The following is a 17,458-nucleotide window of genomic DNA, read 5'->3' as shown; positions in this document are numbered from 1 at the left end:
ACCCGCCGCCCTCCGCTCACGCCTCACTCCTCCCTACCTGGCTGCTGTACCGACTCCTGATCGACCGCAGTCAGAGCCAGCGTTGACATTAGCTCTGTCTCGATCGTCCTCTGCATTGAGTAGATCGGGAGCGCGTTCGGCGCGGAACTGAATGGCTCCTCCAGCTGACGGCCCAGCGCATCGAGACCAAAAAACGTGTACGCCACAATGAGCACCGGTAAAAAGGTCCACCACCCCAATGTTCCTGCCAGCGCAAAAGGAAGTGTTGTGCAGAATACGATCGCAGTCCGGTGAAGCAGCAGCGAATACGAGAATGGAATCGGAGTATTGAGTATCCTCTCGCACCCCCCCTGGATACGAGCCAAGTTGGCAAGCTGCTTATCCATCACCGAGTACTGAATCGAGTCGATCCTTCCCTCATGAGCCAGATGGGCAAGCTTCAAGCCAATGCCCTGGAGCACAGCGTCCGTCGGATTCGGGCCTTGTGATGCCTTGCCAATATCCCACCAAGGTGCGATCGCATGGGCTTCGTCGGCCCGGCGCAGTCGAGAATAGAGGCCAGCACTGAAGCCACACAGGCCTCGCAGGATCTGTGCTCGGCTGTTTGGATCCAGCAGGGACGTCTGCCTGGCTATTGAGCGACACGCTATGACCAGGTCACCCCAAAGGTGCCTCGCCTCCCACCATCTGGAGTAGCAAGCGTTGTTTCGAAAGCTCATGAATACGGAAAGTGCGATACCAATGAGCGTGAACGGAACGGCACTGAAGCGAGCAAAGATTCCTGGATGCTCCGTTGATGCGAGCACCGCTCCTGCGGTCACAATGCTAATCAGTAGTAGATGCAATGCGATCCTGGGCAGGATGGTACCCCTGACGGCAAACGCAACGTCCCACAACGTCGGCTGCCTTCGCATTCTCGTTTCAACATCTGGGAGACGGTGTGTCATGCCAACCTCTGATTCATTGATCGACTGCTGGCGTCGATACGCCTAGGCAACAAATTCCTTCCACTTGAGTTCGAAATGCGAATGACATCACGCCGTTCGCATGACACTGCTACAGCAGGTCTAAAGCAGTTCATCGTCGGCAGCCTCGGGCATCCATAGTTCAATGACCGTCCCTGTCAGGCCGGTTCTCACTACCGACAGGCTGCCACCGTGGCGGTTGGCAAGCATCTGACTGATGGAAAGACCCAGCCCAGTACCTTGACGATGTTTGGTCGTAAAGAATGGCTCAAAAATTCGGACCAGAATGTCCTGAGGAATGCCGCTTCCAGTATCTGAGACTCGCAAAGCGACGCCAGGGTGACCATGAACGTCGTCAACGTCCAACGTCGCCAATCCCAGCGTTCCGCCCTTCTGCATGACATAGATTGCATTGATCAGGAGGTTCACAAGAATTTGCTGCAGCTCGCCCCGATTGCCCGTTACGAGCCGTGTGGACAGGAAGTTCTTCTCTATCTTCACGGGATGGCGCTTGATGAGGTGTTGAATCAGGGGCAGCGTCTCCAACATCAGCGTGGCAGGCTCTAACAGCTCACTATGACCGGAGTACTCACTGGGCTTGGAGAACTGCAGCAACTTGGAAACAATGGTGCTGATACGCCCAATTTGATCCTCAATGAGGTCAATCTCTTCTCCAAACCCTTGACCCTCGGGCTCCCTGATCGAGTCACGCAGAAGCTCGAGGTTCCCCTGCATGACGGCAAGCGGATTGTTGATCTCGTGCGCTATTCCTGCTGCGATCTCGCCAATTGTTGCCAGCTTCTCAGTGACAATCAGGTGCTGGGTCGTCTCTTCCAACCGTCTATTGGCTAGTGCGAGACCAGCAGTTCGCTCCTCTACCCTGGAATTGAGCTCCTCGTTCCAGGCGACCAGCTGCCGTTCCTTCTCTTCCAGCTGACAGAGCAGCTGGTCCAAGTGCGAAGCGACACGTCCGATTTCATCATTGGATGCCCCTGCTCCGGAGCGAGCACTGCGGTCGCCCGCCTTGACCCGTCCAATTGCCTGATCCATCCGCTCAAGTGGCTTGAACACGCCGCGAGCGATGTACAGAAAAAGGGGTACGGTGATGACTGCAACAAGGAGGCAACCGAACACGATCGCTCCGATGGAATTTCGACGGGCGGTGGTGAATGGCTCCTCCAGAAAGCCCACGAAGAGCATACCAATAGGTACGCCCCGGCCATTGAGAATGGGCATATAGCCGGCAATGTACCAATCATTGACTACGTAGGCTCTCGCCTGCCAGGTCTTTCCCTGGCCCAGCACGGCCTCGGCCACTTCAGAAGACACCCGTGTCCCCGACGCTGGGTTCCCTCCCGCCAACAACGCGTTGGTGCTGATGCGGGTATCACCAAGGAAGATGGAGGCTATCCCTGTTGCGCCAGTACGCAGGGCCTTATCTCGGTAGACAAGATCAGTGATCTGCTTGATGAACTCGGTGTTGTGGTTCAGCAGAGTACCCGCAATCAAGACGCCAACCTGATTGTTTGGAAGTGCAACCGGCGTTGCAGCTTGAATCATTAGGCCCCGCTTCTCACTCTGGGCCGAATCGACAGGATTCCTTGCGTTATGCGGACGAATGACCTCGGCCCGTGCGGCGAGCTTTGGGGAGATCTCCATCAGATCGTCCCGGCTTACCACCCCCACCTCCACGCTGGACGCTCCCTTCAGGGCCTTTTCGATGACTGACCAGTCCAAGTCAAGCTCAGCTGGCGAGGCCGGCTCACTACTAGCCAACAAGCGACCGTTTGAATCCAACAGTGCGATGAAGTCTAGTGAACCACCTTGGGCTTTCGACGCTAGTAGGCTGCCAAGCTCTGCATTCTTGTTGACCCCCTGGCTAATGACGCCATGGAAGCTCTGCGAATCAGCAATCGCAGCCAGCGTCGCGCGGTCGTTGACGAGCAGCTGGTTCATGTACTGTCCCGCAACTTTCAGGTCCCCGCCAACCTTCGAGGCGAGCAGTCGGTCGAAGCGCAAATCCCATTGGTAGATGAGTCCGCCGACGATAGCCGGCAGGATCACAAACATTGGAAGGATCGCGATTAGAAGCAGGCGGAAGCGAACTGAGCGCGCTCGGTTCATTGCAGATTCCTAGGCTGATACATTCCAACTGGAGCACTTACGATCAATCGTCTTTCGCGATATGCCCAAGATCGTGGCCGCTCTTTCGCGATCTCCGCCAGTCTCACGAAGCACTGCAAGGATGTGCCTGCGCTCGACCTCCGAGAGCAGCCGGCTTCGTGGGTCAGAGAGTGACTCCAACCGCTCAAGCTGAGTCGGAAAGTGTCCGAGTATCAGGCTACGCTCAACGTAGTTGTGAAGCTCGCGGACGTTCCCGGGCCACGAGTAGCTCTGAAGATATGCCCGGATCCTTTCGTCGATCGGAATCGGTTGAAGGCCAAGCTGCAGCCCCAGCTCACGCATGAAGCCCGCCGCCAGCTCCAACACATCAGCGCCGCGGTCATGAAGGCGAGGAAGCGACACCTCGAGAACGTTGATGCGATAGTAGAGATCCGACCGGAATGTTCCATTCTTCACTTCCGCAACCAAATTCTTGTTGGTTGAGAAGATGAATCTGACATCGATCGGAATCTCCCGATCTGCGCCAACTGGTCGTATCCGTCTATCTTCAAGCATCCTTAGCAGCTTTCCTTGGAGAGCCAAGGGAAGATCAGCGACTTCGTCAAACAGCAATGTTCCGCCTTCTGCATAGGCGACCAGTCCTTGGCGAGACGAGTTCGCTCCACTGAACGTTCCTTTGAGACTCCCGAACAGTTCAACGTCAATCAACTCGCTGGGAACAGCTGCACAATTTATTGGAATGAAAGGATGAGATGCCCGTGCGGACAACGCGTGCAGCGATCTTGCGGCAACCTCCTTTCCAGAGCCGGATTCTCCAGTGAACAGCACGCTACTGGGCAGTGGTGCGACCTTCGCGATCAGATCCTTGGTGGCCTGAATCGCACGCGAGCTACCTGTGAGCCTGTCTCGAAGCGCAGCTGGTGCACCGGAGCCATGTAGCTCGTGACGGAGAATGGCATTCTCCCGCCGTAGGCGACCGCGTTCCAGGCAGCGCGATATAGCGGCCAGCAACTGATTGGTTCTGAAAGGCTTGAGAAGAAAATCAGCCGCTCCCGCGCGGATAGCGCCGATAGCGGAATCCAAGTCTGCGTACGCAGTAATCAGAATGAAGTCGGCCAAGACCCCTCCCCTGCGCTGGTCCTCCAGCCACGCGATGCCACTCTTCCCTGGCAACACGTTGTCCACAATCACGATGTCAAAGTGGCGCTCCGTCAGATGCTGCTCCGCTTCAATGGTGTCAGCTGCAGCTTCCACAACTTTGCATCGCGGTCGCAAGGCACGAACCAAGAAGCTACGCATGCCAGGTTCGTCGTCAACGATCAGTATCGATGAGCGCGCAAGGTCCGGCCATGCAAGATCGCCGTTTGCGCGCTCTTCGGAAGATTGGTTGGCGCTCTTTGGCGTCATGTTTCCCTCAGTACAATTGAAGCGTGGCTAGTTCCGTCGATTCGTGTTCGAGTTCATTTCGATCTTTCGACCGCTAGATGACGGGTGACATATCGAACAAAACACCCCCTCTCACGACGTAGGACGTTGTGCACCAAAGGCCAGTCTGAGACGTTCAATGCTGTCGACCTCAGTCATATGCCAATCCGGAACTCTTGCCCTACGAGCCTAGTATCGACCTCTTGGTGGCCAAACGGACCGGGGGCTCCTCGCCATATTGCCCAGAGCGCCAATGGCCTCCGTGCCCCTCCAAGCCCCTCGGCGGTCGGTCGCCACGGGAGGCTGGAGAAGTCTCGCTCCCTTCGAGCGGATCATTACGCCAATTCGGCCATATGGGAAGCGCTGGGTGCGCGTTGTCCCCGCCTCGGCCGGAGCCACGCAGCGCGGCCAAGCGCGGGCGAGTCGATCCGCCTTGCAAGAAGGTCCAGGCCCTACCGCTCGCCTACCGGCATAGAGATGCCTATGCACCAGGGTCGTCTCCCATTTGCGCGGCTCGCGGGCAGATGTATCGTGGCTTTGGACTCTCTGAGTCTCCGACTGACTGATGGTTGCTCTTCCCCTCAAGACCCGGGCTTGTTGGGGAGCCGACTAAGGATGGTAGAAGGCGGGGCTGACGGGTCGGCCTCTGACGCGAGCCGGGAGGAGAGATCAGTCGCCCATTTTCGATGCAGGCGATCTGGCCCCCAAATATCTCAATGTCGTTGGGATCATGGCTGATCAGCAGCAGTGGAATACCGGCCCCGTCCAGCACGGCCTCCAGCTCCTGCCGCAAGTGCTGGCGAAGATCCTGGTCCAGCGCGGAGAACGGTTCATCCAGCAGCAGCGCCTGCGGCTGCGTCACCAAGGCGCGTGCCAAGGCGGTACGCTGGCGCTGGCCGCCGGACACCTGCGAGGGCAGCAGATCACCCACCGTATCGATGCGGAATGCGTGCAACCACTGCTCCACCGCATCGAAGCGCTGGCCGACCCGCGGATTCAACCAGCCCTTCTGCAGACCGAACGCCACGTTCTGGCGCACGCTCAGGTGTGGGAACAGCGCGTAATCCTGGAACACGTAGCCCAGCCGGCGGTGCTGCGGCGGCAGATCCACACCGGTGGCCGCATCGAACAGGGTCTGCCCCTGTAGGCGCACATGACCCTGGCCCGGCCTCAGCAGCCCGGCCACCGCCTTCAGGGTCAGGCTCTTGCCCGCGCCCGAGGGCCCGAACAGCACCACCTGCCGCTGCGTGCACTGCAGCGACACGTCCAATACGAAATCCTGGCCGGCCGCCTGCAGGCGACGCTGCACCTGCAGGTCAAGCCACATCACGCAGCTCCCGGCGACGTCCGCCCACCAGCCGCGCGGCCAGCAGCAGGATCACGATGCACACCACCGAGGTCAGGATCACCAGCGCATTGGCCTTGCCGTCCTGGCCGGCCTGCACCGCTTCGTAGATGGCGATCGACAGCGTCTGCGTGCGGCCGGGAATGCTGCCCGCCACCATCAGCGTCGCGCCGAACTCGCCCATCGCGCGTGCAAACGCCAGCAGCAGGCCGGCGAGGATGCCGCGCCACGCCAGCGGCAGCGTGATGCGGAAGAACACCGCTGCTTCGGACACACCGAGCGTGCGTGCGGCCTGCTCCAACTGTCCATCCACTTCCTCGAACGCCGCGCGTGCCGGCTTGAACACCAGCGGCAGCGAGGCCACCGCCGCAGCGATCACCGCCGCCTGCCAGGTGAACACCAGGTTGATGCCGAACCACGACTGCAGCCACGCGCCGATCGGGCCGTTGCGGCCGATCAGCACCAGCAGGTAATACCCCAGCACGGTCGGCGGCAGCACCATCGGCAGGGTCAGCAGCGAATCCAGCAGCTCACGGCCAGGAAATCGCCGACGTGCCAGCAGCGCGCCCAGTGCCACGCCCAGCACCAGATTGATCGCGGTGGCCCAGCCGGCCACCTTCAGCGACAACCACAGTGCGCTCCAGTCGAGATCCATGCCTCAGGGCTTGCCGAACCCATGCTTGGCCAGGATCGCCTGGCCCTGTGCCGAACGCACGAAGGTGGTGAAGCGCTTGGCTTCAACCGGTTGCGCACTGGCCTTGGTCACCGCCAACGGATAGGCAATGCGCCCCGCCACCGGCACCGCGAAGGCACGGCGCACCCGATCAGGCATCGCCTGCGCATCGGTGGCATAGACGAAGCCGGCATCCACTTCACCGCGCGCCACGTAGTCCAGCGACTGGCGAACGTTCTGCGTGGTGATGGTCTTGCCCTGCACCGACGGCCACAGGCCCGCCGCTTCCAGCGCGCCCTTGGCATAGCGGCCGACCGGCACGCTGTCCGGGTTGCCCAGTGCGATGCGCTGCACACCGGCACCGGCCAGGTCCTTCAAGGTACGCGGCGCAGCCTTGGCCTGCGGCGGCACCACCACCCACAGCGCGTTCACCGCGAACACCTCGCGGGTGCCGGCCGCCAGCAGGTCCTGCTGCTGGGCCTGGTCCATCGTGGTTTCATCGGCCGACGCGAACACATCCACCGGCGCGCCGCGGCTGATCTGCTGCAGCAGCACGCCGGACGCGGCGAAGTTGAAATCGACCTTGGTTCCCGGGTGTGCCTTCTCATAGGCGGTGCCCAGTTCGCGGAAGCTCTCGGTCAAGCTCGATGCCGCCGACACCGTCAGGTCGGCCGCCAAGGCCGGCACCGTGGCCAGCAGTCCCAGCAACAACAGTCCAACTCGTTTCATCATTGGTTTCCCCGTTTGGTTGGGTTTAGATCGGTTTCACCGCCTATCCTTGGCATCGCAGGCGCTACATAGCTGGCCCGCCCAGAGCTAGGTAGAGGGTGCACGACGGTGCGGACCTCGTTGGCGCAGGCTGTCTCGTACATCCACATCGAATTGAAGCTGCAGCGAGATGTCATCATCCAGCGCAATGCCAAAACCCAGACCATCACGACAGGGCAAACGTAATGCCAAGGACTGAACCGCTTCGCGAGGAAGCATCAACCGGCAGTACTCGCTCCCCTCCAGAAGCACCGCCTGTTGCCCTGCATGCAGTGATAGCACCATGCCCCAGCCGCGATCGCCGCCGAACCGCGTCAGGTTCTCCACCGATTCGCCGGCCAGCAACTGCGCTAGCTCCTCTTCATCAACGCGCAGACGAACTGCCTGCCGCTGTAGCTGGACTTTCATGATGCAATGAACTCGAGCTCGGTTGAGGTGTTGCAGTTGAGTAGCTGGTCGTATTCGCTATCCGCCAGTGGCAGCTCGATTGCGCCCAAGCGTTCTCGCAGGGCGTGTAGCGAGCGGTGCGCCGCCGGATTCTCGATCAATTCCCGCAACACATGCCGGCAATGGTCATCAATCTGCAACCGCATCGGCAGGGGTTCTTCCGCAAACAGCACACAGGCAGCCGAAGGCGCATCACGTAACCGTTGTAGTAACGCCGGGGTCACATTGGGCGTATCCACCGGAAGCACCAGAGCGGCAGCGTCCGGCATGCACATGGCCACACTGTAGAGCCCGCCCAACGGGCCGCAGCGTGCCACGCGATCAGGAATGCCACCGAAGGCCGGGTAGTTGCCACTCACCCATACCCTTTCCGCACCTGCCTGTCGCAGCAGGCCACGCATGTGCTCTAGCAGGGTTCGCCCGTGCCACGGTAGCAGCGCCTTGTCACGGCCCATCCGGCTGGAAAGACCACCGGCCAGCACGATGCCGTCAGTGGGAATGTTCGTGATCGTGTGCACATTCATGGGCATTGTCATGAGCTTGCGTGGGTTCGTTATCCGCATGGCAGAGACTGCAGCCTTCGGTCCACTCGCTGTCGCCGTCCTCGTAATGCTCCTGCTTCCAGATCGGGCACTGGTGCTTGACCACCTCGATCAACTGCCGGCAGGCCCGGAATGCCTCGTCTCGATGCGGGCTGCCGGCGGCCACCACCACCGCCACATCGCCAATGCCCAACCGGCCCTTGGCGTGGGCCACATACAGCTTCAGCTTCGGACCGAACGTCGCCTCGACCTCTGCCGCCAGGCGCTTGAACTCGTTCAGCACCAAAGGTTCGAACAGGTCGTACGTGATCCCGGTCACCGGCCGGCCGATGTTGACGTCGCGCACCTTGCCGATGAACACGTCGATGCCGCCGAAGCCCGGATCAGATACCGCCGCGATGCCTTCGGCCGGATCGATCGCCGCCTGCGCGCGGTCCACCACCGTCGCGATGATCTTCTCGCTCATCGCTCAGCCCCCGCTCACTGGTGGCAGGATCGCCACGCGGCCATCGTCGGGCAGCGCCTCGTGGTCGCGCAGCACGCGTTGCTGGTCGGCAAACGCCGAGTAGTCCAGCAGGCCCGCGCGGAAACCCGGCCAACGCACCGGCAGCAGCTCGCGCAGCGCCTGGCGCAGATCGGCCACGGTGCCACCGGCCACATCGACGGCGATTTCGCGGCTGGCATCCAGATCGGAAAACGCACCGAACAACTGCAGATTCACCTGTTTCATCATGACTCCTGGCTCACCAGCTGCACCGGTTCGTGGTGACCCCAGCCCTGCACGCGCACGAAGGTGCCAGCGCTGGCCAGGTCTCCCTCGGCCTCCAGCACCACCCAGGCGTTGGCCTGCAGCATGGACATCAAACGGAACGACTCCTGCCCGGACAGTACGCGCGCACTCAGGCGCCCCTGCCCGTCCATTTCCACCCGCGCCCGCGCGTGGAAGCGCAGACCGGGCGGCTTGCGCACGTCGGCCTGCAGCGGCAGCCGCAACACCGGTTCCGGTGCAAGCCCCAGCAGGCGGCGCAGTACCGGCTCGACGAAGAAGCGCTGGCCCACGGCAGCCGAAACCGGGTTGCCGGGCAGGCCGAAGTACAGCGCGCCATTGGGCAACACCGCGAACAACAACGGCTTGCCGGGGCGGATCGCCACCTTATGGAAGACGATGCGCGCACCACGGCCACGCAGCGCATCGGGAACGAAGTCGTAGCGGCCGGCCGACACCGCGCCGGTACTGATCAGCAGCTGCGCGCCAGCGGCCAGCGCTTCATCCAGCACCGCATTGAACGCGGCCACGTCGTCGCCCACCGTGCCCTGCCAGACCACCTCGGCACCGGCCGCCTGCAGGCGGCCCACCAGGTAGGGGCGATTGCTGTCACGGATCTGGCCCGATTCCAGCGCCTGCGCCGCCTCGGTCACCAGTTCCTTGCCGGTGGCGATCACCGCCGCCCTCGGCCGCGCCACCACCGCCACCTCACCCACGCCCAGGGCGTGCAGCAGGGTGCGGGCATTGATATCCAGCACCTGGCCGGCGCACAGCACGCGCTCACCCTCGCGCACGTCCTGGCCGCGCAGGCGCACGTTCTGGCCCGGCTTCACCGTCGCGGTCAGCGCGATGCGGGTCGGGCGGCCGTCCTCGCTGGCGAGGATCTCCACGTTCTCGACCGGCACCACCGTATCCAGGCCAACCGGCATGCGCGCTCCGGTCATGATTTCCCAGGCACCCTCGCCGCCTTCGGCGCCGGCATCGCCGGCTGCCTGCCAGCCCTGCACCGCGAATTCGGTACCGGCCTCGAACGTCGCGCCGTTGGCGCGCAGCGCAAAGCCGTCCATCGCCGAATTGTCGAACGGCGGCAACGACTGCCCGCTGTGGATGTCACTGGCCAGGGTACGGCCGCCGGCTTCATGCAGCGGCACGCGCTCGGCCGGCAGCGGCGTGGCCGCGTCCAGCAGGTGCTGCAAGGCTTCGCAATAGGGAATCATGAGTGGCCATCCCCCTCGACCATCGCCAGGGCGTGGCCCAGTACCGGCGCCAGGATATCCAGGCACTGCGCCGCCGCCTTCGGGCTGCCGGGCAGCGCGAACACCAGCATGTTGCCCAGCTGCACCACCTCGGCGCGGCTCAGCCAGGCCATCGGCGTGTGCTGTGCACTCAGCGCGCGCACCATCTGCGCCAGGCCATGTACCGGCCGCGCGTTCAGGGAACGGAGCGCCTCCGGGGTCAGGTCACGCGGGCCCAGTCCGGTACCACCGGTACACAGGCACAGGCGCACGCCCTCGGCGGCCAAGGCCTGCAGGCGACCCGCCAATGGCTCGATGCCATCGGGCAACACCTCAGCGGCCACCACCTCGCCGCCCAGCTTTTTCAGGCCGGTCACCAGGGTCGGGCCAGAGATATCCTCATAGGTGCCGTCGCTGGCGCGATCGCTCAGCGTGATCACCGCGCAGGCCGCGCCCTCCAGGCCCTTCGGCGCACGCGGCTTGAAACGCGTGCGCTCGGCATCGTCCATGCCGTCGGGGTGCAGCCAGACACCGCGCTTGCCGCCTTCCTTGAACAGCAGGCGGATACCTTCGATGCGCAGGGCCGGTTCCACCGGCTTGCTCAGGTCGTACAGGGTAAGCAGCGCCGCGTTGACGCCGGCCAGTGCCTCCATCTCCACGCCGGTGCGCGCCTCGCTGGCGCACTCGCACCACACGCGGATCGCCTGCCGTTCCGGTACCGGCGCGCAGAACACCTGCACCAGTTCCAGCGGCAGCGGGTGGCACAGTGGCATCAGCATCGAGGCCATCTTGGCGCCCTGCAGGCCGGCAATCTCGGCCATCACCAGCGCATCGCCCTTGGGCAGGCGGCGCTCGACGATCAGCGGATAGGCCACTGGACCGGCATGCAGCTCGCCCACCGCCACCGCACGTCGGCGGGTGATGCGCTTGTCGCGGACATCGGCCATATGGAAGGCCGCATTCAATTCCCCACTCATCGTGTTGCTCATCCTCCGATGGAGGCCAGGTGCGGGGTCAGCCCGGTCTGGCCCTGGTGCAGTCCATGCCCGGCCGCTTTCAGGCCAAGCTGCGTGGTAATGCGTGCCAGCAGCGCGTCATGGTCATCGTCGCTCTGCAGCAGCGGGCGCAGCGGCACGCCGAACTCGCCGAACAGGCACAGCCGCAGGTCACCCTTGGCGGTCACCCGCAGGCGGTTGCAGCCCTTGCAGAAGTCACGCGAATACGGGGCGATGATGCCCACCGTGCCGCGATGGTCCGGGTGGCTGTACTCACGCGCCGGGCCGGCATCGGCGGCGCGCGGCCGTTCGTGCCAGCCAGCCGCCAGCAGCTGCTCGATCACCACGTCGGCGCGCAGGTGGTGGCGCTGGAAATAGGCTTCGTTGTCGCCGGTGCGCATCAGTTCGATGAAGCGCACGCTGAAGGGGCGGTCACGCAGGTAGTCCATCCACTGCGGCAGCTCGTCGTCGTTCAGGCCACGCAGCAGCACCGCATTGAGCTTGATCGCCGGCAGGCCCAGCGCCTGCGCCAGGGCCAGGCCCTGTTCGATCTCCGGCAGGCGGTCATGCCCGGTGATGGTCTTGAAACGTTCGCGCTGCAGGCTGTCCATGCTCACGTTCAGCGCGGTCAGGCCGGCGCGGTGCCAGCCCGGCAGGCGCCGCGGTAGCAACGTGCCATTGGTGGTGATGGCCACCTTGCGGATGCCCGGCACCGCCGCCACGGTGGCGATGATCTCATCCAGGTCCTTGCGCAGGCTGGGCTCGCCGCCGGTCAGGCGGATCTTGCTCATGCCCAGCGCGGCAAACGCACGCACCAGGCGCGCGATTTCTTCCACCTGCAGGAAGCGCGGGCGGCCATCGGCCTGGTAGCCGTCGGGCAGGCAGTAGCTGCAACGGAAGTTGCAGGCTTCGGTCAACGAAAGGCGCAGGTACGGAAAGCTGCGTCCGAAACCGTCGGTGAGTTGGCGGGGATGATCTGCCAGTGCGCCCTCACCTACCGGCTCTGGCGCCCGAATGAGCTCGGCTGACATTCTTAGTCCTCCCTACGACATGCCGGCGCAATCACTGTGAAATGACCACCCTGACCGGGATCGACTTCGCCGCGGGGGTACCACTGATGCGATCGAAGTAATCCAGAGGTAGCAGTGGATTGAGTTCAGGGTAGTAGCCCGCAATCGCGCCACGCGGCATCGGATAGTCAAGCACAGTCAACCCATCGACCCGCCGGCAGACGCCATCACTGGAGATCGTCTCGAGGCTCACCTGTTCCTCCTTCCCAATCCCTCGTGCTACTCGATCTTCCAGGTTCATGAAGAGGATCATTCGATCGTTATACACACCGCGATAGCGATCGTTGTAGCTGTAGATTGTCGTGTTGTACTGGTCATGGGAGCGAACCGTGGCCAGCCGAAGCATAGTGGGATCCTCGACCAGGTCGTTCACTTCAAGACCCGGCAACACCAGAATATTGGCCTTCCCGTTAGGTGTCGGCCACTCACGGCGGCGCGGCGGAATGTCCAAGTGGAAGCCACGCGGCGCCTGGATCCGTTCATTGAAGTCTGCGTAGATGCTGGGATAGACCGCCGCGATCAGCTCACGAACATGGTTGTAATCGTGCATGCAAGCTGCCCAGTCGACCTTGCTGTCCGGCAGTGTTGCCATTGCCATGCGGCACACGATCTCAACTTCCGGAAGAACATGTTCACTCACAGGCTCCAGTACTCCACGGGATGCGGTGACATTCGACATGGCATCCTCAATGGTGACAAACTGCTCACCCAGCGGGGTATGGATCCACTCCGAGCGCGCCACCACCGGTAGGATCAGCGCCTCCTTGCCATGCACTAGGTGGCCACGGTTGAGTTTGGTGGCGATGCCAACCGTAAGCTCAAGACCACGCATTGCCCTGTAGGCAATTTCGGTATCAGGAACAGCATGGATGAAGTTCCCGCCCATGCCGATGAAGACCTTGGCGGTTCCAGCCAGCATCGCCTCAATAGACTCAACCACATGGTGCCCATGTTCGCGCGGCGGTTCGAACCCGAACACGTCGCGAACTTGGTCCAGGTAGCGTTGCGTCGGCTTCTCATCAATGCCGACGGTACGGTCGCCTTGCACGTTGGAATGGCCGCGAATAGGAGCAATGCCCGCCCCGGGCTTTCCGAAGTTGCCGCGCAGCATCAGCAGATTGGCAACCTGCTGCAAAAGGCGAGATCCTTGCTGGTGCTGGGTCAGGCCCATGCCATAGCAGATAATGGTCGCACGGGAACGGATGTAGATCTCTGCACAACGCAGAATCTGCTCCTTCTTGATCCCGGACACTTGGACGATCTGGCTCCACTCCAGGGACATCACTTCTTCACGCAATGCCTCCAGCCCGACGGTGTGCTCGGTCAGGAATTCGTGATCGAGAACAGACTCGCCGGCCGCTTCCCGCTCGAACATAGCCTTCATGATGCCCTTGATCAGGGCCAGGTCACCGCCGATGCGAATGTGTACAAATTCACTGGAAATCTCGGTGGAGCCAAACGTGGCCATCTGCACGACGTCCTGGGGCTCGGCAAAGCGAATCAGCGCACGTTCCGGCATAGGATTGACCGCGACAATTGGAGCATTACGCTTCCGCGCCTCCACCAAGTTGGACATCATTCGTGGTGAGTTGGTGCCTGTGTTCTGGCCGATGACGAAGATGGCCTCAGCATGCTCAAAGTCATCGAGCACGATAGTGCCCTTGCCGACACCAATTGCCGGCGGCAACCCCCGGCTGGTCGGCTCGTGGCACATGTTCGAGCAGTCCGGGAAGTTGTTGGTTCCGAACTCGCGCACGAAGATCGAGTACAGGAACGCGGCTTCGTTCGGCGTCCTCCCCGAGGTGTAGAACTCAGCCTCATGCGGGCTGGACAGGGCCTGCAGGTGTCGCCCGATCAGCGCGAAGGCCTCATCCCAGCTACAAGGAACGTAATGGTCGGATACCGGGTCATATCGCATCGGCTCGGTCAATCGACCCTGCATCTCCAGCCAATAGTCGGACTGCGCCATCAGCTCCTGGACAGTGTGCTCCGCGAAGAACTCACGCGTGGCGCGATGCTTGGTTGCCTCCCATGCCAAGGCCTTCGCACCGTTTTCGCAGAACTCCAGCTTCTTGGTGTGATCTGCATCCGGGAAAGCGCAACTGGGGCACTTGAATCCCCCAGGCTGATTCATCGACAAAAGCGCTTTAGATCCCTTGGCAATGACGCTCTGCTGCATCAGAACCTTGGCGGTTGCACCGGCGGCACCCCAACCACCGGCAGGATGGTCGTAGGCTTTGTAACGGGGGATCTTCTGCTCTGACATGACAGGCACTCGCAGCATGCAATTGGGAGTGGGAAAAGTTAAGCACGCGACGGCCTCCCCTTCCACGGACAGTATGTCCACCCTGCCCAGACAAGACGTCCGGCGTACACGCCGGGGATCGAATCGAGGCACTGGTGTCCGATACGAGTGCCTCAACGGACCCGAAGCGCTCATCCTGGCCCTCACCACGAACAGGTCTTCACGCCACCCGCCATCGATTGTAACTATCTAATTTATCGGGCGTTTTCTAGCTACAGGCACATGTAGCGGACAGGCGGGCCACAGCCCCTCGAACAGAATGTCGGATCAACTCAGCCAAACTGTCCATCTGCGAACATTTGTAAATTTTGACCGCAGCGGGGTGTACGCCTTGGGATACTCTCCGCACTGTCAAACCACTAAGAAGTCCCCGACCCGAGGGACCCTGCACGCCCAGATCATCGTTACCGGCTTCCCTCCCCGCCAGGCCTCATCTCCATGCAAGCGCCCAGCCCAGTACCTGCCAACGAGCCCTGCGGCATCGCATATCGAAGAACCCTTCGGTGGCGTGGTGGCGAGCGCGGCTCAATCATGGACAGCGTTGCCGAAGAAGTGCCTGTCGCGATGCTCTACAACGACAGTCCTTTCTCGGTGATGATGGCCAGCCCAACGGATCTGGAAGACTTTGCGCTGGGCTTTTCCATGACGGAGGGAACAATTTCTGATCCCTCCCAACTTCTCCGGATTGAAGTGAGGCCATCGCTGGAAGGCATTGAGCTGGCGATGGAAGTCACAGATAGTGCGCCCATCGTGTCAATGCCCAACGACGCCACCCGCAACCTACCCGGGCGTAGCGGTTGCGGGCTATGTGGAGCTAGTCGACTGGAGCAAGTGCTCAGAATGCCTTTGCCAATCGACCGACCCACCACCTACTCCGCCTTGGCGCTACGCGTAGCACTGTCCTCGCTAAAAGGGCTACAGCCAATGAACGAGGCTGCCGGCTCAACCCACGCAGCAGCATGGGTTCTCCCGGACGGAGCTATCGAAGTGGTACGCGAAGACGTGGGCAGGCACAACGCACTAGATAAGCTCATTGGTGCAATGAGGCGCTCATCGACTTCAACCAACGAAGGTCTCGTGCTTCTATCTAGCCGTGCTAGCTACGAAATGGTGAGTAAGGCCGCCTATGCAGGCATGGCGATCGTTGCAGCGGTATCGGCACCCACAGCCTTAGCCATAGATCTCGCAAAGGCCGCAGGGATCTGTCTTGTCGGTTTCGCGCGCTCGGATGGCTTCAACATCTATTCACACCCCCAGCGCCTACTCGATTTGGAAGCTGCACACCTAGCAGCCGTATGACGCCAGATGACGCCTGCCGTGCAATGAGCAAGGATCTCCGCCGATGAAATTGCTAGGCACCATCGGAACTTGAGCCGCTAGCCACCACCCACCCCCTATTGGGATCGTTATGGACGCCCTCCTCCTTTCCCGAATTCAGTTCGGCTTTCTCATCAGCTTCCATGTGCTCTTCCCTGCCTTCACCATTGGCTTGGCCAGTTGGCTTGGTTTCGTGGAATGGCGCTGGCTTCGAACCCGCAACCCGGTGTGGCGGGATCTGTTCTTCTTCTGGCAGAAGATCTTTGCCGTGTCCTTCGGCATGGGCGTGGTAAGCGGTATCGTCATGGCGTTCCAGTTCGGCACAAACTGGCCTCGTTTGAGCCAGATCGCCGGAACCGTAATCGGCCCCCTACTGACTTACGAGGTCCTGACAGCCTTCTTCCTGGAGGCAAGTTTCCTCGGAGTGATGATGTTCGGCTGGGGGCGAGTATCACCACGCCTGCACTTCTTTTCCACATGCATGGTCGCACTTGGAACGCTCTTTTCAACGTTCTGGATTCTTGCCTCCAACAGCTGGTTGCATACGCCTGCGGGCTACGAAATGATCAACGGAGTGGTCCATCCGGTTGACTGGTTCGAGGTTGTGTTCAATCCATCGTTCCCCTATCGACTGGCCCATATGGCAATAGGGTCATTCATAACAACCTGCTTCGTGGTGGGTGGTGTTGGCGCCTGGTACCTGCGGCGTAAGGAGCACGTCGAAGCCGGCCGCAAGATGCTTGGGGCGGCTGTGATATTTGCGGCCATTACCGTTCCTGTTCAGATTTTCGTGGGTGACATGCATGGTCTGAACACCCTCAAGCACCAGCCGATGAAGATCGCAGCGGTAGAGGCTCACTGGCATCAGGGCCAAGAAGGTGAAGGAGTTCCGCTGGTCGTCTTCGCTGTACCAAATGAGAAGGAAGAGCGGAACGATCTTGAGATCGCGATTCCGCGTGTTGGCAGCCTCATCCTGACTCACTCCATGGATGGAACCTTCGCACCGCTGACATCCGTACCGGCGAGCGAACGACCTCCGGTCACGCCTGTGTTCTTCGCATTCCGGATCATGGTTGGGATAGGCACCCTCATGCTACTGCTCGCCTGGCTTTCTGCTTTCACCCTGGCCCGCCGTAAGCTGTTCGATTCCGGGGCCCTGCTGCGCGCTTGGAACTGGATGCTTCCAAGTGGGTTCGTTGCTTTGGTGGCCGGCTGGTTTGTCACCGAGATGGGGCGCCAGCCTTGGATTGTCTATGGCGTTTTGCGAACGGCTGATGCCGTGGGACCGCAAACGGCCTGGATGACAGCGATCTCACTCGCGGTCTATGTCGCTGGATATGCGTTCGTATTTGGTTGGGGCATCTGGTATCTGGTCAAGATCCTCCGACATGGCCCACATGCCCAAGACGGAAGTCCGTCGCTAGAGGGTGGTGATCGCACACCTGCACGGCCTATCTCGGCCGCTGATCAATCTCTCTGAG

Annotated in this window: 15 protein-coding genes and 1 pseudogene; 2 read left to right on the top strand and 14 right to left on the bottom strand. The window is 61.5% G+C overall.

Annotated features, from left to right (window positions below; translation table 11 throughout):
• Positions 1–23: 23 nt before the first annotated feature.
• The 14 genes and pseudogenes from AC5P6A_RS04065 to AC5P6A_RS04000 all read right to left on the bottom strand — a co-directional run bounded on the left by AC5P6A_RS04065 (position 24) and on the right by AC5P6A_RS04000 (position 14,621).
• The gene (locus tag AC5P6A_RS04065; RefSeq protein WP_227832955.1) at positions 24–947 is read right to left on the bottom strand and encodes a bestrophin family protein; all 924 of its coding nucleotides are present in this window, start codon (positions 945–947) and stop codon (positions 24–26) included.
• Between the two features lie 120 nt (positions 948–1,067).
• Positions 1,068–3,089, bottom strand: a complete 2,022-nt coding sequence (locus AC5P6A_RS04060) for a cache domain-containing protein (protein ID WP_017354487.1) — start codon at positions 3,087–3,089, stop codon at positions 1,068–1,070.
• Positions 3,090–3,098: 9 nt separating this feature from the next.
• Positions 3,099–4,496, bottom strand: a complete 1,398-nt coding sequence (locus AC5P6A_RS04055; RefSeq protein WP_026070510.1) for a sigma-54-dependent transcriptional regulator — start codon at positions 4,494–4,496, stop codon at positions 3,099–3,101.
• 685 nt (positions 4,497–5,181) lie between these two features.
• Positions 5,182–5,841, bottom strand: a pseudogene (locus tag AC5P6A_RS04050) (ATP-binding cassette domain-containing protein); the annotation flags it as partial.
• Positions 5,831–6,514 carry a molybdate ABC transporter permease subunit gene (gene modB / locus AC5P6A_RS04045; protein ID WP_005413347.1) on the bottom strand — a complete coding sequence of 228 codons (684 nt, stop codon included), beginning with the start codon at positions 6,512–6,514 and terminating at the stop codon, positions 5,831–5,833. The gene modB and the pseudogene AC5P6A_RS04050, both read right to left, overlap by 11 nt.
• 3 nt (positions 6,515–6,517) lie before the next feature.
• Positions 6,518–7,261 carry a molybdate ABC transporter substrate-binding protein gene (gene modA / locus AC5P6A_RS04040; protein WP_026070511.1) on the bottom strand — a complete coding sequence of 248 codons (744 nt, stop codon included), beginning with the start codon at positions 7,259–7,261 and terminating at the stop codon, positions 6,518–6,520.
• An 87-nt stretch (positions 7,262–7,348) separates the two neighbouring features.
• Positions 7,349–7,708: a hypothetical protein gene (locus tag AC5P6A_RS04035; protein WP_017354491.1), complete on the bottom strand. Its 360-nt coding sequence runs from the start codon at positions 7,706–7,708 to the stop codon at positions 7,349–7,351.
• On the bottom strand, positions 7,705–8,271 hold the full coding sequence (gene mobA, locus AC5P6A_RS04030) for a molybdenum cofactor guanylyltransferase (protein ID WP_026070512.1): 567 nt from the start codon (positions 8,269–8,271) through the stop codon (positions 7,705–7,707). Before mobA ends, AC5P6A_RS04035 begins: the two co-directional genes overlap by 4 nt.
• Positions 8,237–8,755: a molybdenum cofactor biosynthesis protein MoaE gene (locus AC5P6A_RS04025; RefSeq protein WP_017354493.1), complete on the bottom strand. Its 519-nt coding sequence runs from the start codon at positions 8,753–8,755 to the stop codon at positions 8,237–8,239. The genes mobA and AC5P6A_RS04025 overlap by 35 nt, the downstream gene beginning before the upstream one ends.
• Before the next feature lie 3 nt (positions 8,756–8,758).
• Entirely contained in the window at positions 8,759–9,019 is a 261-nt protein-coding gene (locus tag AC5P6A_RS04020; protein ID WP_017354494.1) for a MoaD/ThiS family protein, read from the bottom strand.
• Positions 9,019–10,272: a molybdopterin molybdotransferase MoeA gene (locus tag AC5P6A_RS04015; RefSeq protein ID WP_017354495.1), complete on the bottom strand. Its 1,254-nt coding sequence runs from the start codon at positions 10,270–10,272 to the stop codon at positions 9,019–9,021. Before AC5P6A_RS04015 ends, AC5P6A_RS04020 begins: the two co-directional genes overlap by 1 nt.
• Positions 10,269–11,267, bottom strand: a complete 999-nt coding sequence (gene moaCB, locus AC5P6A_RS04010; RefSeq protein ID WP_026070513.1) for a bifunctional molybdenum cofactor biosynthesis protein MoaC/MoaB — start codon at positions 11,265–11,267, stop codon at positions 10,269–10,271. The genes AC5P6A_RS04015 and moaCB overlap by 4 nt, the downstream gene beginning before the upstream one ends.
• Positions 11,268–11,275: 8 nt before the next feature.
• Positions 11,276–12,316, bottom strand: a complete 1,041-nt coding sequence (gene moaA / locus AC5P6A_RS04005; RefSeq protein ID WP_017354497.1) for a GTP 3',8-cyclase MoaA — start codon at positions 12,314–12,316, stop codon at positions 11,276–11,278.
• Between the two features lie 31 nt (positions 12,317–12,347).
• Positions 12,348–14,621, bottom strand: coding sequence for an FdhF/YdeP family oxidoreductase (locus AC5P6A_RS04000; RefSeq protein WP_026070515.1), 2,274 nt, complete (start codon positions 14,619–14,621; stop codon positions 12,348–12,350).
• A 477-nt stretch (positions 14,622–15,098) separates the two neighbouring features.
• Here AC5P6A_RS04000 and fdhD point away from each other — a divergent pair, with 477 nt between their 5' ends.
• Complete coding sequence (gene fdhD, locus AC5P6A_RS03995; protein WP_026070516.1) at positions 15,099–15,959, top strand: formate dehydrogenase accessory sulfurtransferase FdhD; 861 nt, start codon at positions 15,099–15,101, stop codon at positions 15,957–15,959.
• 109 nt (positions 15,960–16,068) lie between these two features.
• Positions 16,069–17,457, top strand: coding sequence for a cytochrome ubiquinol oxidase subunit I (locus AC5P6A_RS03990; RefSeq protein ID WP_017354500.1), 1,389 nt, complete (start codon positions 16,069–16,071; stop codon positions 17,455–17,457).
• Position 17,458: the final 1 nt, after the last annotated feature.

This window comes from Stenotrophomonas sp. YJH_SMC_20 (genome assembly GCF_059367845.1).
This window is presented reverse-complemented; position numbering and strand designations above follow the sequence as displayed.

Excerpts from the sequence above, each read along its gene's own strand:
- mobA (WP_026070512.1), bottom strand. The coding sequence starts at position 8,271 with ATGAATGTGCACACGATCACGAACATTCCCACTGACGGCATCGTGCTG.
- modA (WP_026070511.1), bottom strand. The coding sequence starts at position 7,261 with ATGAAACGAGTTGGACTGTTGTTGCTGGGACTGCTGGCCACGGTGCCG.
- fdhD (WP_026070516.1), top strand. The coding sequence starts at position 15,099 with ATGCAAGCGCCCAGCCCAGTACCTGCCAACGAGCCCTGCGGCATCGCA.
- modB (WP_005413347.1), bottom strand. The coding sequence starts at position 6,514 with ATGGATCTCGACTGGAGCGCACTGTGGTTGTCGCTGAAGGTGGCCGGC.
- AC5P6A_RS04015 (WP_017354495.1), bottom strand. The coding sequence starts at position 10,272 with ATGATTCCCTATTGCGAAGCCTTGCAGCACCTGCTGGACGCGGCCACG.
- AC5P6A_RS04055 (WP_026070510.1), bottom strand. The coding sequence starts at position 4,496 with ATGACGCCAAAGAGCGCCAACCAATCTTCCGAAGAGCGCGCAAACGGC.
- AC5P6A_RS04025 (WP_017354493.1), bottom strand. The coding sequence starts at position 8,755 with ATGAGCGAGAAGATCATCGCGACGGTGGTGGACCGCGCGCAGGCGGCG.
- moaA (WP_017354497.1), bottom strand. The coding sequence starts at position 12,316 with ATGTCAGCCGAGCTCATTCGGGCGCCAGAGCCGGTAGGTGAGGGCGCA.
- AC5P6A_RS04065 (WP_227832955.1), bottom strand. The coding sequence starts at position 947 with ATGACACACCGTCTCCCAGATGTTGAAACGAGAATGCGAAGGCAGCCG.
- AC5P6A_RS04000 (WP_026070515.1), bottom strand. The coding sequence starts at position 14,621 with ATGTCAGAGCAGAAGATCCCCCGTTACAAAGCCTACGACCATCCTGCC.
- AC5P6A_RS04020 (WP_017354494.1), bottom strand. The coding sequence starts at position 9,019 with ATGAAACAGGTGAATCTGCAGTTGTTCGGTGCGTTTTCCGATCTGGAT.
- moaCB (WP_026070513.1), bottom strand. The coding sequence starts at position 11,267 with ATGAGTGGGGAATTGAATGCGGCCTTCCATATGGCCGATGTCCGCGAC.
- AC5P6A_RS04035 (WP_017354491.1), bottom strand. The coding sequence starts at position 7,708 with ATGAAAGTCCAGCTACAGCGGCAGGCAGTTCGTCTGCGCGTTGATGAA.
- AC5P6A_RS04060 (WP_017354487.1), bottom strand. The coding sequence starts at position 3,089 with ATGAACCGAGCGCGCTCAGTTCGCTTCCGCCTGCTTCTAATCGCGATC.
- AC5P6A_RS03990 (WP_017354500.1), top strand. The coding sequence starts at position 16,069 with ATGGACGCCCTCCTCCTTTCCCGAATTCAGTTCGGCTTTCTCATCAGC.